Source organism: Mesorhizobium sp. M1143 (assembly GCF_040318435.1).
In the GTDB taxonomy this organism is placed as follows: domain Bacteria; phylum Pseudomonadota; class Alphaproteobacteria; order Rhizobiales; family Rhizobiaceae; genus Mesorhizobium.
Genome location: NZ_JAMYMJ010000004.1, coordinates 214,486 through 229,713 on the forward strand (window position 1 = coordinate 214,486; position 15,228 = coordinate 229,713).

General features: G+C 61.8%; 20 protein-coding genes and 3 tRNA genes. 13 read left to right on the plus strand and 10 right to left on the minus strand.

What is annotated here, in order from left to right; all coding sequences use genetic code 11:
• Positions 1–175: 175 nt before the first annotated feature.
• Positions 176–499 carry a hypothetical protein gene (locus tag NKH35_RS05645; protein WP_502906973.1) on the minus strand — a complete coding sequence of 108 codons (324 nt, stop codon included), beginning with the start codon at positions 497–499 and terminating at the stop codon, positions 176–178.
• A gap of 84 nt (positions 500–583) precedes the next feature.
• Between NKH35_RS05645 and NKH35_RS05650 the strand changes: the two genes are divergently transcribed.
• Complete coding sequence (locus tag NKH35_RS05650; protein WP_352518602.1) at positions 584–1,618, plus strand: COG3904 family protein; 1,035 nt, start codon at positions 584–586, stop codon at positions 1,616–1,618.
• On the opposite strand, the gene NKH35_RS05655 is transcribed toward NKH35_RS05650, so the two are convergent.
• Positions 1,608–3,020 carry a tyrosine-type recombinase/integrase gene (locus NKH35_RS05655; protein WP_352913716.1) on the minus strand — a complete coding sequence of 471 codons (1,413 nt, stop codon included), beginning with the start codon at positions 3,018–3,020 and terminating at the stop codon, positions 1,608–1,610. The two genes, NKH35_RS05650 and NKH35_RS05655, sit on opposite strands and share 11 nt — an antisense overlap.
• 99 nt (positions 3,021–3,119) lie before the next feature.
• Positions 3,120–3,195 (minus strand) — tRNA-Thr (locus tag NKH35_RS05660).
• Positions 3,196–3,352: 157 nt separating this feature from the next.
• Here NKH35_RS05660 and NKH35_RS05665 point away from each other — a divergent pair.
• Positions 3,353–3,520: a hypothetical protein gene (locus tag NKH35_RS05665; protein WP_023695307.1), complete on the plus strand. Its 168-nt coding sequence runs from the start codon at positions 3,353–3,355 to the stop codon at positions 3,518–3,520.
• Positions 3,521–3,648: 128 nt separating this feature from the next.
• A complete protein-coding gene (locus tag NKH35_RS05670) occupies positions 3,649–3,858 on the plus strand; it encodes a hypothetical protein (RefSeq protein WP_023729791.1) in 210 nt (69 codons plus the stop codon).
• Positions 3,859–3,925: 67 nt separating this feature from the next.
• Here the strand turns inward: NKH35_RS05670 and NKH35_RS05675 are convergent, their stop codons facing one another.
• Entirely contained in the window at positions 3,926–4,069 is a 144-nt protein-coding gene (locus NKH35_RS05675; protein WP_352913718.1) for a hypothetical protein, read from the minus strand.
• Between NKH35_RS05675 and NKH35_RS05680 the strand changes: the two genes are divergently transcribed.
• Positions 4,062–4,370: a BA14K family protein gene (locus NKH35_RS05680; RefSeq protein WP_023667455.1), complete on the plus strand. Its 309-nt coding sequence runs from the start codon at positions 4,062–4,064 to the stop codon at positions 4,368–4,370. The genes NKH35_RS05675 and NKH35_RS05680 overlap by 8 nt on opposite strands.
• Positions 4,371–4,446: 76 nt before the next feature.
• Here NKH35_RS05680 and NKH35_RS05685 read toward each other — a convergent pair whose 3' ends face one another.
• Both NKH35_RS05685 and bhcR read right to left on the minus strand, forming a co-directional pair.
• On the minus strand, positions 4,447–4,800 hold the full coding sequence (locus tag NKH35_RS05685; RefSeq protein ID WP_352913721.1) for a hypothetical protein: 354 nt from the start codon (positions 4,798–4,800) through the stop codon (positions 4,447–4,449).
• A gap of 56 nt (positions 4,801–4,856) precedes the next feature.
• A complete protein-coding gene (bhcR, locus tag NKH35_RS05690; RefSeq protein ID WP_352913724.1) occupies positions 4,857–5,675 on the minus strand; it encodes an HTH-type transcriptional regulator BhcR in 819 nt (272 codons plus the stop codon).
• Between the two features lie 203 nt (positions 5,676–5,878).
• Here bhcR and gcl point away from each other — a divergent pair, with 203 nt between their 5' ends.
• From gcl to NKH35_RS05705, 3 genes are all read left to right on the plus strand, one after another.
• A complete protein-coding gene (gene gcl, locus NKH35_RS05695; RefSeq protein ID WP_027050436.1) occupies positions 5,879–7,660 on the plus strand; it encodes a glyoxylate carboligase in 1,782 nt (593 codons plus the stop codon).
• A 168-nt stretch (positions 7,661–7,828) separates the two neighbouring features.
• Positions 7,829–8,626 carry a hydroxypyruvate isomerase gene (hyi, locus tag NKH35_RS05700; protein WP_023688406.1) on the plus strand — a complete coding sequence of 266 codons (798 nt, stop codon included), beginning with the start codon at positions 7,829–7,831 and terminating at the stop codon, positions 8,624–8,626.
• Between the two features lie 218 nt (positions 8,627–8,844).
• The gene (locus NKH35_RS05705) at positions 8,845–9,732 is read left to right on the plus strand and encodes a 2-hydroxy-3-oxopropionate reductase (protein ID WP_027050438.1); all 888 of its coding nucleotides are present in this window, start codon (positions 8,845–8,847) and stop codon (positions 9,730–9,732) included.
• A gap of 66 nt (positions 9,733–9,798) precedes the next feature.
• Here the strand turns inward: NKH35_RS05705 and NKH35_RS05710 are convergent, their stop codons facing one another.
• Positions 9,799–10,650 (minus strand): TrmH family RNA methyltransferase, encoded by an 852-nt coding sequence (locus NKH35_RS05710; RefSeq protein WP_023729785.1) that lies wholly within the window; start codon positions 10,648–10,650, stop codon positions 9,799–9,801.
• Here NKH35_RS05710 and NKH35_RS05715 point away from each other — a divergent pair.
• From NKH35_RS05715 to NKH35_RS05725, 3 genes are all read left to right on the plus strand, one after another.
• Positions 10,643–10,882, plus strand: coding sequence for a hypothetical protein (locus NKH35_RS05715; protein WP_155929598.1), 240 nt, complete (start codon positions 10,643–10,645; stop codon positions 10,880–10,882). The two genes, NKH35_RS05710 and NKH35_RS05715, sit on opposite strands and share 8 nt — an antisense overlap.
• Positions 10,861–10,945: transfer RNA gene (locus NKH35_RS05720), tRNA-Tyr, on the plus strand. The genes NKH35_RS05715 and NKH35_RS05720 overlap by 22 nt, the downstream gene beginning before the upstream one ends.
• A 28-nt stretch (positions 10,946–10,973) precedes the next feature.
• Positions 10,974–11,047, plus strand: a tRNA-Gly gene (locus NKH35_RS05725).
• 16 nt (positions 11,048–11,063) lie between these two features.
• Here the strand turns inward: NKH35_RS05725 and NKH35_RS05730 are convergent.
• The gene (locus NKH35_RS05730; protein WP_352913729.1) at positions 11,064–11,453 is read right to left on the minus strand and encodes a VOC family protein; all 390 of its coding nucleotides are present in this window, start codon (positions 11,451–11,453) and stop codon (positions 11,064–11,066) included.
• A 99-nt stretch (positions 11,454–11,552) separates the two neighbouring features.
• Here NKH35_RS05730 and NKH35_RS05735 point away from each other — a divergent pair, with 99 nt between their 5' ends.
• Positions 11,553–12,440, plus strand: coding sequence for a helix-turn-helix transcriptional regulator (locus NKH35_RS05735; protein ID WP_352913732.1), 888 nt, complete (start codon positions 11,553–11,555; stop codon positions 12,438–12,440).
• On the opposite strand, the gene NKH35_RS05740 is transcribed toward NKH35_RS05735, so the two are convergent.
• Positions 12,437–12,913, minus strand: a complete 477-nt coding sequence (locus NKH35_RS05740) for a YidB family protein (RefSeq protein ID WP_023681465.1) — start codon at positions 12,911–12,913, stop codon at positions 12,437–12,439. The genes NKH35_RS05735 and NKH35_RS05740 overlap by 4 nt on opposite strands.
• 131 nt (positions 12,914–13,044) lie before the next feature.
• Here NKH35_RS05740 and NKH35_RS05745 point away from each other — a divergent pair, with 131 nt between their 5' ends.
• Positions 13,045–13,302, plus strand: a complete 258-nt coding sequence (locus tag NKH35_RS05745; RefSeq protein ID WP_352913735.1) for a GlsB/YeaQ/YmgE family stress response membrane protein — start codon at positions 13,045–13,047, stop codon at positions 13,300–13,302.
• A 65-nt stretch (positions 13,303–13,367) separates the two neighbouring features.
• Here NKH35_RS05745 and NKH35_RS05750 read toward each other — a convergent pair whose 3' ends face one another.
• Entirely contained in the window at positions 13,368–14,255 is an 888-nt protein-coding gene (locus NKH35_RS05750; RefSeq protein ID WP_023681464.1) for a DMT family transporter, read from the minus strand.
• Between the two features lie 313 nt (positions 14,256–14,568).
• Between NKH35_RS05750 and NKH35_RS05755 the strand changes: the two genes are divergently transcribed.
• The coding region (locus tag NKH35_RS05755; RefSeq protein ID WP_352913738.1) for a GTP-binding protein at positions 14,569–15,228 on the plus strand (660 nt) is incomplete at its 3' end.

Sequence of the window (15,228 nt, forward strand, 5' to 3'; positions counted from 1 at the left end):
TTTGTCGGACCGGGCTTTGGTACACTGCTGCTTTGGCCCTACAGCAGCGACAATTGACCGCTTCCAGCCTTGGAACCCTCAGGGAACTTGATCTGAGTCGCCGGCTTCTCAACGATCACAAGCGCGTCGTCCGGCGCCGTCCGCTGTAGCTGCTTCGCCTCAGACCACGGCGCGGTCAGCCATGTCTCGGTTTCTTGTGGGAGTACTGCGGGTTGCGGATGTTGGTGGCGCCATAGTCGGCCTTGCCTTTGACCCGCTCGGGAGGGGTCGGCATCCCCCAGAGCAGTTTGGCAACCTCACGCTGACCATCTAGCGCGTTGCGGACCACCGGACCCGGAAGGTTGGGATAGATATCTGGGGACGGCTCAAGGTTCCCCAAGATGTCCCGCAAAGCGCCCGTCCATTGGCGGATGGCCTCTTGCGACGTGGTGAGGTTGTAGAGGTTGCACATCGTTTTAATGTTCCCGACAGGACACTGAGTTTCAACCAGTTCTCTCATCGCCAGTTGCCCGGGTCCAGTTGCCCCTTGAAATAGTTGTTTAAGTGGCTCTTAGTTGAGGTTGGTGGGTTTGGATGTTGGGTTATGCGTTCGGTTGTGAAGTTTCTCGCTGTCGCGTCAGTTATTGTCGCCACATCAAGTTCAGCTAAGGCTCTGGAATACAAGCCGGTGTCGTCGCCGGGCGAGCTTCCGTTTCTCATCGTCTCCGGTGAATTTGGCGTCAACGAACCTCTGAATGAGTTTAGGCGCGCTGTCGCAAGCAGTGGGGCTAGGGTGGTCGTATTCGACTCGCCGGGGGGCAGTATCGGAAGTGCAATGCAGCTTGGACGTATGATCCGGGCGGCCGGCCTTGATACGCTTCAAGTCCGACAGTTGCAGTGCGCGTCGGCTTGCTCGTTAGCTTACATGGGTGGCGTTCGCCGTGTTGCCGATCCGGGCTCTATTGGTGTTCACCGCTCATCCTTCGCCCCAGACAGCGGGATGTCTACCGACGAGGCTGTGGCGAACGTTCAAGCCGTAACTGCCGAAATCATGTCCTACATGGCCGAGATGGGCGTAGACCCCAAGTTGATGGCCGTGGCATTGAGCTACGACAGGTCTGATATGCGATATCTGTCCGCCAGCGAGATGGGTGAACTGCGCGTCACCAACATTTCCACCACGCCGCCGTCCGTTGACACGTCGCGTGTGTCGCCAACCCCCAGTCCGGCCCCAACTGAAGCCAGCGCAGACGAGCGCCAGCTAGAGAGCGCGGCGGTAGCATTTATCAAAGGGCTCATCGAGCACCATGGCGACAACGCAGATTTGGCGATCGCTCAGGTTCAAAATTCGTATGCTGGCATCGTCGATTATTACGGAAAGCCAACGGACCTAAGCTCGATCATCGCCGACAAGAGAAGCTATTTCCAACGATGGCCTGAACGTGGATACAATCTCCACGACGAGAGCGTCATAGTCACTTGTGCCAATGAGCGATGCATGGTGTCGGGCACTTACGACTGGGTCGTCCGCAGTCTGCCAAGGCACAAGCAGGCTAAGGGTGTGGCGCGCTTCAGCTATACGATTGCGATTGGACAGAGCCCCAAAATCATCGCTGAGACCAGCAAAGTCACGCGCTAGGCAAGCCAACGGTTGCCAACGCCTTCACCATGGCCTCAGTTGCCACCTTGAGCCGCGCCTCTTCCCCACCATAGTTGTCCCCAGCGCCGCCCCCTGAGTGCCCCATGATGGACCGCTTGAGCTTCTCGGGGACCCAAGCGATCACCAGCAAGTCTTCCATGCGGTGGCGCAACGAGTGGGTGGTCACCTTCTTGTCAGTCACGGCGGCTCTGACGTGCTTTCCAAGCGCCGCCGAGGCTTTGTCGCCGCCGCCTTCATGACCGTAACGGGCAAACAGCATTTTACTCTCACCTGCAGCCGTGACTGCCTCCCGCGCCGCCTGGAGGGCGTCACCAATGAGGGGAACCTTCCGGCGAGACACTTCGGTTTTGACCCGGCGCTCGTCATGCCACTCAACGTCGATGTGCGGATATTGGGCCTCCAGCATAACGTCGCTGACCCGAAGCCCGGTAATCTCGGACAGACGGCAGCCGGTGCCTTCTAGGAGCCTCCAAATCTGTTGGAGGTCGCCGGCAGCGCGGTCAAGTACCCGCTCCCGCGTCGCGGCCAATTGCTCGGGGGTGAAAGGAAGCCTCTTTCGCTTGTCTGGCTCCCTACTGCTGTCGGCAACATCAAGCTTCTCAAACTGGTTCTTTGTGCCGGTCAGGTCGAACTCACGAATGCCATAGGCAACGATTGCGCGCACGACATTGAGGTATCGGTCCACAGTCGCAGCAGTCGGGATTTCCTTCAACATGGCGTTAGCAACGGTTCTGGCGTCGGCACGCTTCATGTCCGCCAGCACCGGGTCATAGCCGAGAGCCGACTTCACATGCCCGACCACCCGGTCGGCTTGTTGCTGATCCCGCTTCTTCGATTTCTCGGAAGGATTGGTCTTGGTGAACCGGTCCTTCAGATAGAGCCGCTTGGCGTCCTCTAGGGTGGGTGCGGGACCGACGGGCTTATTTGAGGAGGTCAGAAGCGTGAGCAGTGCGCGGTCCTCGTCAGAGACGCCAACGGGATGGTCGGTCTCTTCGTCCCTCGGGTAGCCGTTGGCGATCTGCTCAGCGACTACATCGCGAGCAATCCATTCGGACAGTTCCTCATGATCATCAGGATCGCCGCTGCCGGCGCGATATGGGTTGAAGCCAAGGTCCCGAAGTCGCTTCGTCGCTTGGTCGAACAGTTCGCGCGCTGTGAGCTTCGCAGCCGGCGCCTTCACTCCATGCAACTCATCCCATGCTTTGGCGAAGATTTGCTCTGCCTCGGCGTGGGTGGCGTCATACTGCTTGCGCACCTCGGCGTCGGTTCTTCCGAGGCGAAGCACCATCTCAGTCTTGCCGAGAATGCCTTGAAGTGCCTTCGGCACCTTCCTTCGATAGACCTTCCTGTTGCCGCGCGGCTGGACGTGTTCCAGTGCCATTTTCATCCTCGGTGTACCCCTCGGTGTACCTTTTGGTGTACCTCGGGGAACGTTGAAACCCGTGAGTTCCTTGATTTCTGGGGATTGTCGGGTGGAAACTGGTGCCCCCGGACGGAATCGAACCGCCGACCTTCGGTTTACAAAACCGCTGCTCTACCAGCTGAGCTACAAGGGCACGGCGCTCCGGTTAGCATATTTCGTGCGCCAGTAAAGACAAAACTCCGTTTTCGATCGCTGATGGACCCCGCCGAGGTGGGCGGGCCGCCATGCTGAAAACCGCCAATGCGATTCCTACATATCTCTCAGGTGCAAACGCATCGAACGGGTGTCGCATGATCAGACTTGTCATCATCCTGCCGCTTGTCGTCATTGCCTGGCTGCTTGCGGTAAAGCTCATCAGGGACGTGAAGAGCGCCAATGTCGACTGGACCGGCATCGCCGCCATCGTCGGTTTTATCGCGATGGCGTTTTGGCTGCGGCATGTGACTGGGATGGGATGAATGGTGAATGGGCAAACGCCTTTCGGACCATTGACTATTCACAATTCACCCAAAGCCTTCGAACCTTTCACCACGTCACCGCAACTGATCTCCAGAGGCGAATGATCGCCTCGATCAAGGAGATCATCATGTTGAAGCGCACTCTTACTTCGGGCCTGGTCGCCATCTTCCTCGCCAACGGCGCGCTCGCCGGTACCGTCCAGTCGTCCTCCGCTCACGGCCATCATCACCACCATCACAAGCACCACGACAAGCCCTGGTGGTGGTGGAACCATCACCACAAGCATCATCACCACAAGCATCATCATCACCACGGGAAGGTGATCATCTTCCTTTGAGCGAGACGACCTGCCTCGCGGAAAGGGCGGCTTCAGCCGCCCTTTTTTGCGTTGAGCGCTCGATCGATCAGATCATGGTTTCCATCGGCTGATTTCCAGCCTTCAAGAAAATCCCAAATTCTTTCGAACCTTTTTCCGCGCCGAAACGACCGATGATCAAGAGGCGGATGGATCGCCTCTCGCAACGAAACAAGGAGATCGTCATGTTCACGCGCAAAATCGCTTCTGCCCTCATCGCCAGCACCGTCGCCGCCACCTCGCTGGTCGGCACCGTCCAGCCGTCGGCCGCCCACAGCCATCACCACAACCGCGAAATCGGCATCGGCATCGCCGCCGGCGTCGGCGGCTTCGTGCTCGGCAGCCTGCTCAACCAGCAGCCCCGCACCGTCTATGTCGACGACGAGGGTGGCTCCTGGCACGTCCGCCGCTGCGCCAATCGCTACGCCAGTTACGATCCGTACTCCGACACCTATGTCGGCTACGACGGCTACCGCCACTATTGCCGCCTTTAAGAGGAGGCACCCCCACACGGAAAGGAGGGGCTGTACGCAGCCCCTCCTTCCTGATTTGAGCGCGCCGCGGTGCGGGCTACGGTTCGGAGATCGGCAATCCCGCTGCACGGCAGATGCGGGCAACACTCGCATTCTGCGATTGATCCCCCATGGCGATGAGTTCGAAGCTGCTTCCTTCATCCGGATAGATCTTGGCGGCGAACGGTTGGTCTGTTGTATGACCACCGGACGACGTCTTTGCAGCGACATGGCCGCAGACCAGGATTTCGCGGCGGCCGTCGAGCGTTCGCTCGCCGGCACGCATCGTCCCGAATTTGGCGGATACAGGATCATGTAAATGCTGGCGAATGCCGATCGTGATTGTCTCCTCCAAAGCGAGCGAGATCGGAATCTCGCTGACTTGCTGGGAGACAGGGGCGGGCTCGGGCACCGTCGCCACGCATCCGCACAGTGAAGCGGCGAGCAAAAGCTGAAGCGTTCTCCGCATTATAATCGGAACCCGCCGATCATCCTCGTCACCTCAGCGGCGGCGTCGCGCACCAGCGGCCCGATCTCGTCCAGCCGCTCCATCGTCACCCGCACCGTCGGTCCGGAGACCGAGACACCGCCGATCGGCTCGCCGAACTCGTTGAAAATGGCGGCGGCCACGCAGCGCATGCCGGGATGCCGCTCCTCGTCGTCGACCGACCAGCCGCGGTGCTTGATGACAGCCAGGTCATGGGCCAGCGCCGAAATGTCGGACAGCGTCTTGTCGGTGAAGCGCTGCAGGCCCGACTTGCGCAGGATGGCGGCGACGCGTTCCGGCTCGAGCTGCGCCAGCACCGCCTTGCCGATGCCCGAGGCATGGAAGGAGCTGCGCGTGCCTGGGCGGAAGAAGGCGCGGATCGCCTGATGGGTCTCGACCTGGCTGACGAAAACGACGCAATCGTCCTCGGCGACGCCGAGATTGGCGGTTTCACCGGTCTTCTCCATCAATTCCTGCATGACCACGCGGGCCCGGTCGACCAGCTTGCGGCGGCGCAGGAAGGCGGCACCCATGCGGTAAGTCTCGACGCCGATCGACCACAACTGGTCCGATGTATCGAATTCAACCATGCCGTGGTTCTGCAGCGTCGTCAGCATGCGGTAGGCGGTGGACGCTGCGAGCTCGCTGCGCGCCGAAATCTCGCTCAGCGACAGGCCACTGCCTTCGGCGACGATGGCCAGGATGCGCAAGGCCCGGTCCAGCGACTGTACAGAACCGGCCTCGGACGGACCGTTGAAAGCGCGCGGCCGGCCGCGCTGGCGTTTTTTGGGGGTGTGCATGGGGGCCTAGTCGCCGCTTTTGGCGAAATCGCAATGAAAAACATTTTCACAGATTATGGTGCCCGGATTCATGAAAAACGGAAAAGCCAGCGAAATCAGTGGACAGGAGCCGTTTTCTAGAAATGAAAAATTATTCTGAAAAAATTGAAAAATGAAAACCATACTGGCATTGTCGGTCGACCAACAATTTGCGGAGGCTGGACATGGCCAGGATGCGCGCTGTAGATGCAGCGGTTCTCGTTCTCGAAAAGGAAGGCGTTTCCTGCGGCTTCGGTGTGCCGGGCGCGGCGATCAATCCGTTCTATTCGGCGCTGAAGGCGAGGGGCTCGATCCGCCACATCCTGGCGCGCCATGTCGAAGCGGCCTCGCATATGGCCGAGGGCTACACGAGAGCTAAATCAGGCAATATCGGGCTGTGCATCGGCACGTCGGGCCCGGCCGGCACCGACATGGTCACCGGGCTCTATTCGGCGGCGGCGGACTCCATCCCGATCCTGTGCATCACTGGTCAGGCGCCGCGGGCACGGCTCAACAAGGAGGATTTCCAGGCGGTCGATATCGCCGCCATAGCCGCACCCGTCGCCAAATGGGCGGTCACGGTCATGGAGCCCTATCTCGTGCCGATGGCGCTGCAGAAGGCATTTCACCTGATGCGCTCGTCGCGACCGGGCCCGGTGCTCATCGACCTGCCGGTCGACGTGCAATTGGCCGAGATCGAATTCGATATCGATGCCTATGAACCGCTGGTCCCGTTCAAGCCGGCAATGTCGCGCGCCCAGGCCGAAAAGGCCTTGGCGATGCTCAATGCCGCGGAAAAGCCGCTGATCGTCGCCGGCGGCGGCATCATCAACGCCGATGCGTCGGATCTGTTGATCGAATTTGCCGAGATAACGGGCGTGCCGGTCATCCCGACGCTAATGGGCTGGGGCGCGATCCCCGACGACCACCGGCTGATGGCCGGCATGTGCGGGCTGCAGACCTCGCATCGCTACGGCAATGCGACGATGTTGGAAGCCGATTTCGTCTTTGGCATCGGCAATCGCTGGGCCAACCGCCACACCGGTTCGGTCGATGTCTACACCAAGGGCAAGAAATTCATCCATGTCGACATCGAACCGACCCAGATCGGCCGGGTGTTCGCGCCGGATCTCGGCGTCGTCTCGGACGCCGGTGCGGCACTAAAGATGCTGCTCGACGTCGCCACCGAATGGAAGACGGCAGGAAAGCTGCGCGACTGGTCGGGCTGGGCGAAGGAATGCCAGACCCGCAAGAAGACGATGAAGCGCAAGACGCATTTCGAGCAGGTGCCGCTGAAGCCGCAGCGCGTCTATGAGGAGATGAACAAGTCGTTCGGCCGTGACACCACCTACGTCACCACGATCGGCCTCTCGCAGATCGCCGGGGCGCAGTTCCTGCATGTCTACAAGCCGCGCAACTGGATCAATTGCGGCCAGGCCGGCCCGCTCGGCTGGACGCTGCCGGCAGCGCTTGGCGTGCGCGCCGCCGATCCGGATCGCACCATCGTGGCGCTGTCGGGCGACTACGACTTCCAGTTCATGATCGAGGAACTGGCGGCCGGCGCACAGCACAAACTGCCGTATATCCATGTCGTCGTGAACAATGCCTATCTCGGCCTGATCCGCCAGGCGCAGCGCGGTTTTGCGATGGATTTCGAGGTGAGCCTGGCCTTCGAGAACGTCAACCGCGCCAACGATCCGGAGGCCGGCTACGGCGTCGACCATGTCGCGGTCGCAGAAGCGATGGGCTGCAAGGCGGTCCGGGTGCGCAAACCGGAAGAGTTCGCCGGCGCGTTCAAGGAAGCGCAGCGGCTGATGAAGGAATACCAGGTGCCGGTGGTGCTCGAATTCATCCTCGAGCGCGTCACCAACATTTCCATGGGCACGGAAATCGACAAGATCACCGAATTCGAGGACCTTGCCGAAAGCCATGAGGATGCGCCGACGGCGATTGTGTTGCTCGATTAGGCGCGCCGATATTCAGGTGAGACAGGCCTGCAAACGGCGCCTTCCTGCGCTTCCGGTGCTCACGTACAGAAAGTACGTTCCGCTCCGGTTCTCGAAAGTCACCGTTTTCGACTCTGCCCGACCTGAATCTCAACACGCCTAGGGCCAAGCAGAAGAAGGAGAAAAAGAATGCCGCGTTTTTCAGCCAATCTGTCGATGCTCTTTGGCGAGCATGAGTTCCTCGATCGTTTCGATGCCGCAGCCCGCGCCGGCTTCAAGGGCGTCGAATATATCGGCCCCTATGATCATACGCCTGACGTGGTCGCGGCCCGGCTGAAGAAGAACGGCCTGAACCAGGTGCTTTTCAACCTGCCGGCCGGCGACTGGGGCAAGGGCGAGCGCGGCATCGCGGTGCTACCCGACCGCGTGCCGGAATTCCGGCAAGGCATCGCCAAGGCGATCAGCTATGCCCATGCGCTGGGCTGCGAGCAGGTCAATTGCCTCGCCGGCATCGCGCCGCAGGGTGTCGATCATTCGGTGCTGGAAAATACCTTTGCCGAAAACCTGGCGTTTGCAGCCGAGAAACTGGAGCAGGCCGGCATCCGGCTTTTGATCGAGCCGATCAACACGCGCGATATCCCGGGCTTCTTCCTGAACTATTCGAACCATGCGCTGGCGATGATCGACCGCGTCGGCTCGAAGAACCTGTTCCTGCAATACGACATCTATCACATGCAGATCATGGAGGGGGATCTCGCCCGTACCATCGAGGCCAACCTCGGCCGCATCGCGCATATCCAGCTTGCGGACAATCCCGGCCGTCACGAGCCGGGGACGGGCGAGATCAATTATCCCTTCCTCTACGAGCATATCGACAGGATCGGCTATTCCGGCTGGGTCGGAGCGGAATACAAACCGAAGGCGGGGACGGAGGCTGGGCTGGGGTGGTTTCGGGAGCTTAACGGGCAGGGGAGTGCCGCGGCTTAGCTGTTACGATTGAAGTCGCGTTCCTTCGCGCCCCCCTCTGGCCTGCCGGCCATCTCCCCCACAGGTGGGAAGATCAGACGTCATCCCGGCTTTCGTCAATTCCCAACATTGCAGGGTGAGCGAGGCGCCGGAACTGCCAATCTCCCCACAAGTGGGGGAGATGGCCGGCAGGCCAGAGGGGGGCGCGAAGGAACTCAGCCTCAACGAAGGAGACAACAATGGAAACCATCGGCTTCATCGGCCTTGGCATCATGGGCGCGCCGATGGCGGGGCATCTCCTGGATGCCGGCTACGCCGTCATTGCCAGCGACCACCGCTCGAAGCCGCCGGCCGATCTCGTCGCCAAGGGCTTGAGAAGCATCACCGGCCACGCGGCAGTGGCGAAGGCCGCGGATATCATCATCACCATGGTTCCCGACACCCCGCAGGTAGCCGAGGTGCTGTTCGGCGAGAACGGTGTCGCTTCCGGCCTGAGCAAGGGCAAGCTGGTCATCGACATGAGCTCGATCTCGCCGATCGAGACCAAGGTTTTCGCCAAGAAAATCAACGATCTCGGCTGCGACTATCTTGACGCGCCGGTGTCGGGCGGCGAGGTCGGCGCAAAGGCGGCGTCGCTGACCATCATGGTCGGCGGCGAGGACAAGGCGTTCGAGCGCGCCAAGCCCGTGTTCGAAAAGATGGGCAAGAACATCACGCTTGTCGGCCCGAACGGCGTCGGCCAGACCACCAAGGTTGCCAACCAGATCGTCGTGGCCCTGACCATCGAGGCGGTCGCCGAGGCGCTGGTCTTTGCCGCAAAAGCCGGCGCCGACCCCGCCAAGGTCCGGCAGGCGCTGATGGGCGGGCTGGCGGCATCGCGCATCCTCGAGGTGCATGGCGAGCGCATGATAAAGCGCACCTTCGCGCCGGGCTTCCGCATCGAACTGCACCAGAAGGATCTCAGCCTGGCGCTGGAAGGCGCCAAGGCGCTCGGAGTTTCGCTACCGAATACTTCGACCACGCAGCAGCTGTTCAACTCGTGCGCGGCGAATGGCGGGGCGAAAGAGGATCATTCGGCGCTGGTGCGGGCGCTGGAGCGGATGGCGGGGCATGAAGTGGGTGAATAGTGAATGGTGAATAGTGAATGGTGAATGGTGACGGTAAGAACGCTTTCCCATTCACTATTTCACCATTCACCCTCCAAGGAATTTCCGTGCCGCATAAAGGCTCACCGCCGCCGCATTCGACACGTTGAGCGAGCGGATGGCGCCGGGCATGTCAAGGCGGGCGAGCGTGGTCACCGTCTCGCGCGTCTTCTGGCGCAGGCCCTTGCCTTCGGCGCCAAGCACCAGCGCGATCTTCTCGCCTGAAAAACCCGTTTCGAGTTCGGCCGGCCCGTCCGAATCGAGGCCGATGGTCTGGAAGCCGGCTTCGTGCAGCTGTTCCAGCGCGTCGGCGAGGTTCTTCACCTCGATCTGGTCGATATGTTCCAGCGCGCCGGAGGCGGATTTGGCCAGCACGCCGGATTCCTGCGGGCTGTGGCGGGCCGTGGTGATCAGCGCACCGGCGCCGAAGGCGACCGCCGAGCGCAGGATGGCGCCGACATTGTGCGGGTCGGTGACCTGGTCGAGCACCAGCACCAGTTTGGTATCGCCGAGCGCGTCAAGGCGCTTGGGCTTCAGCGGCTCGGCCTCGATCAGCACGCCCTGGTGGACGGCGTCCGAACCGGTGATCTTGTCGATGTCCTTCGGCTCGACCAGTTCGGCCTTGAACGGCAAAGCGGCGAGGTCGGCGATCGCCAGCCGCTCGGCGGCATTGCGCGTCACCAACATCTTTCTGATCCGCCGGCGCGGATTGTCGAGCGCGGCGCGCACCGTGTGCAGGCCATAAAGCCGCACCAGCCCGTCGGCGGCGTTCTCGCCCGGCGGCACCGGCTGGCGCGGCCGGAAGGCAGGCGCGCCGCCGGCCTTCTCGTCGCGATGGGCGCGACGCAGCTTGGCGTAGTGGGTGTCTTTGGCGGTCTTGGGCGTGTTGTCATTGCTCATGGCCGGCTTCTATAGCCGCGTCGCCGGGCTGTGGATACAGGCAGAAAGCCGGCTTGCCGGGCAGGCTGTCAAATTCAGCGCATTTTGCCTTGCGGTGCGGTTGACACCCACTGGCCTTGCCGCCATAAGGCGCTTCGCTGATTTCGGACAAAACCCTGGTTTCGACCTGATCGGCGAGAATGCCTCGTTGCAAGGCTTCGACGGCAGGCTGGAGAGGTGCCCGAGTGGTTAAAGGGGACGGACTGTAAATCCGTTAGCTTAGCTTACGTTGGTTCGAATCCAACCCTCTCCACCACTGCCAGCCCGCGAACCTTGAGGACGATGCGGGTATAGCTCAGTGGTAGAGCAGCAGCCTTCCAAGCTGAATATGCGGGTTCGATTCCCGCTACCCGCTCCAAACTCCCCACTCCGCATCAGATCTCAGCGAATATCTCGACAACGTTGCCGTCGGGATCGCGGAAGAACACTGTCCTGTGGCCCCATTCCTGGTCGGTGAGCGGCAAGACCGGCTGCACGCCCTTGGCCTGAAGCGCCTCGGCGCAGGCCGCCACCATCTCCGGCGCCACCCGGAATGCCATCTGCAGCGACAGCGCATCCCGCTGCTGCGGCGTATCGTTGAACATCATGCCGAGGCTGGTCAAGGCCAGCGTGTTGGAGCCGACTCGGTATTCGATCCAGCGTTCGCTAAGCTCGCGCTTCAGCTCAAATTCCATCACATCCCCGTAGAAGTGCCGCATGGCGGCCATGTCGCGGGCGAAGATGACGGTGTAGTCGATCTGACGGATTTTATTGAGCGCGTTCATTGTCGAAGTCCCGTGGCTGATGTTGCGATCGCTCCGCAACCTAGCTTTCCTTTAAAGGGGTACAAGACTATAGCTTATACTGGTATTGACGGTGACAGAATGACGTATGGCGGCCCACGGCACGAGGAGCTAGCCCGCTTCCTGCGCGAGCGGCGGGACCGGTTGCCGCGGATCTATGGCGCCAATGGCCGCCGCCGGGCACCGGGCCTCAGGCGCGAAGAGGTCGCCGCCGAGGCGGGGATCAGCACCACCTGGTACACCTGGCTCGAGCAGGGACGGGAGGTGAACGCGTCGCCGCAGGTGCTTCGCTCGCTGGCGCGGGTGCTGAAGCTGAGCCGGTCGGAGCAGGCCTATCTCTTCCAATTGGCGCGGCCCGATCTCGATTGGCGAAACCGGCTCGGCGAGCAAGGCCTGCCCAGCGCGCCGCTGCTAAGCCTGCTCGACGGGCTGGCGCCGCACCCGGCATATGTCGTCAACCGCTACTGGCAGGTCGTCGCCTGGAACCACCCGGCGGCGGTGCTGCTCGGGGATTTCGAGACGGATGATGAGTGGTCCGGCAGCCTGCTCGCCCGGCTGTTTCTCGATCTGGAATGGCGGCAGCGCTTTGTCGACTGGCCGGAGGTTTCGCGCTCGGCGGTCGCGCAGTTCCGGCTTGCCACAGTCGCCATGCCTCGCGATCCGGTGCTGGCCGCGCTGCTTTCGTCACTGGAAGCGGCAAGCGAAGCGTTCGTCGCGTGCTGGAACAGCCGCGACATCGCCGAGCCACCGATCTGGCGGAAATCCATCCGGCACCCTGTCGCCGGCGCGATGTCGTTCGATTTCGCCACGCTGCAGCCGGGCGGCCGCGACAGTGATTTCTCGGTTTCCGTCTACACGCCGGTCGATGCGTCGACTGCCAGGCGGTTCGCCGCGCTGGTCGGAGCAACGCCCGACAGCCGCAAGGCGGTGCCGGGCGTGTTTGCGCGTGATGCAGGCGCAGAAGTCTAGCTGTTGAAAGCGGACGCGACCTGGTGTTGCTGCGGCACCTGTCCGTTCGGCGTCAGTCTGTCGACAATGCCGGGCAGGGCTGTGGACAATTGCTTGAGCAACTCCTGCTCGTCCAGTCCGGTCCTTTGCGCGATCTCTCGAATGACCTGCGGGCCGATCGCCTTGCCGAGATCATTGGCGTTGATCGGCTGGTTCTGTCCGGTGCCGACCCAGGAGTCAGCGACATTGCCTTGGCCGGCAGTCTTGAGCTTGTCGAGCAGTCCGCCCAGTCCGCCAAGCAGGCCGCCATCGCCTGAGGCCGTGGTTCCGGTGGGGGCTGGCGTTTGAGGCTGGGCGGGCTCGCCCGTCTCTTCGGCACTCGTCTGTTCGGCGCTTCTGCCGCTCAGCATCTTTCCCACCAGCAGCGCGCCGAGCGCGATCATCAGCGGTTTGGTGATGTTGCCGCCGGGTACGGCGTTGTCAAAAAGTCCCATAGGTCAATCCTCCATAACGGCCAAGCCCGTCCCGCCGGCTACAATGGAGCATGCGGGCGGAAATTCAAGTTGGCTTGAGCTTTTGACAATCATGTGACCATGATCGGCCGGCGGGGGAATGGAGAGGAAAAATGGGCATTATCAGCTGGATCATCCTCGGCGTCATCGCCGGCTTTATCGGCAGCAAGATCGTCGACAAGACCGGCCAGGGCCTGATCATGGATATCGTGCTCGGCATTGTCGGCGCCATCGTCGGAGGGCTGATCTTCAGCGCCTTTGGCGCCACGGGTGTGACCGGCCTCAACATCTGGAGCCTGATCGTCGCCATCATCGGCGCGGTGGTCGTGCTGTGGGCCTATCACCAGTTCTCCGGCAAGCGAACGCTTTAGGCACCAGTCTACCGACTGGCTGACCGCAGGACGGCCAAACCTGCTTCGACGCGTTGACTTGAAGGTCAGGCGACGACGGTCAGCCTGCGTTTGCGTTCATCGAGCGAGACGATGGTCAGCCCGCTCGCGACCACCAGCAGGATGCCGCAGACCGCCAGGGCATTCGGGAACTGCCCGAACACCAGCACGCCTGAGATGACCGCCCAGACGGTGAAACAGTAGTAGAACGGCGCCACGACGCCGGTCGGACCGACGCGATAGGCCATGAAGATGAAGAAATGGCCGAAGATCAGGAAGAATCCGGCGCCGGCCATGAGCAGCAGGTGCCGGGCTTCCGGCATCACCCAGCGCTCGGAAACGAGATGCGCGGCGCCCGCGCCGATCAGCACCACCACGACGGCGGAAATGGCGACGATCATGCCCGGCACCTCGGCCGCGACCCGCCTGCCGGCAAGATCGCGCGCCGCCGCCAATGCCGCGTTGCCGAGCGCCAGCAACGCATAGACCGAGATGCCCTGCATGGTCGGCTGGGCAACCATGAGCGCACCGATGAAGCCGAGCCCGATCAGCGCCATGCGCACGCCGCCGATCCGTTCGCCGAACAGGATGGAGGAGCCGACCAGCATCAAAAGCGGGGTGATCTGCCCGAGCGCGGTCGAATCGGCGATCTGCATGTTGGCCAGCGCCACGACGTAGCAAAGGATGGCCGCCAGCTCGAGCAGGTTGCGGCGCAGCACGCGTTTGTCGAAGATCAATGGGATCTGCCTGCCATAGCCCAGCAGGAACAGCAGCGGCATGCCCCATAGCGTGGCCGCGACCCCGCGCAGGAACAGCACTTCATAGGACGGCAATCCCGCTGTGGCGAGCTTCATCATCGTGTCGTTGACGAGGTACGACCCCGTCGAAACGATCATGAACAGCGGGCCGCGTATGGAGGTCGGTATGAATTGCATGGGGCAACCAAATCAGACCGCCGCCGCAGCGGCAATGGGCCAGGCGCCGGCTGCACATCCGGCAGGCAAAGGCCAGGACATGGGCGGGACAGGACATGAGCGGGAATAGCAAACAGGTGCTGGAGCCCGCAGCCCCCATTTCATTTCCGTTCGCGCGTTCCTATATCAGTGCCACATCCCCGCAATCGGATCATCGGTTCGCACCGAGTGGACAGCGCACCCGGCCACAAGGCACTTGTGTTTTTCGGCCGTAGTCGCTAATCGCCCCGCATTCGACTGAACTGAAGGTCAAGGCCGTCCAAGGAAAGAGACTATGGCAAAAGGTAAATTCGAGCGTAACAAGCCTCATGTGAACATTGGCACGATTGGCCACGTCGATCATGGCAAGACGTCGCTGACGGCGGCGATCACGAAGTATTTTGGCGAATACAAGCGCTACGACCAGATCGATGCGGCGCCCGAAGAGAAGGCCCGCGGCATCACGATTTCGACGGCGCACGTCGAATACGAGACGGCAGCGCGCCACTACGCCCATGTCGACTGCCCCGGCCACGCCGACTATGTGAAGAACATGATCACGGGTGCTGCGCAGATGGACGGCGCGATCCTGGTGGTGTCGGCCGCCGACGGCCCGATGCCGCAGACCCGCGAGCACATCCTGCTTGCCCGTCAGGTCGGCGTGCCGTCGATCGTGGTGTTCCTGAACAAGGTCGACCAGGTCGACGACGCCGAGCTGCTCGAACTGGTCGAGCTCGAGGTTCGCGAGCTTCTGTCGAAGAACGAGTTCCCCGGCGACGACATTCCGATCGTCAAGGGTTCGGCGCTGGCTGCTCTGGAAGATTCCAACAAGACCATCGGCGAAGATGCGATCCGCGAGTTGATGGCTGCGGTCGATGCCTATATCCCGACGCCGGTTCGTCCGCTGGACAAGCCGTTCCTGATGCCGATCGAAGACGTGTTCTCGATCTCGGGC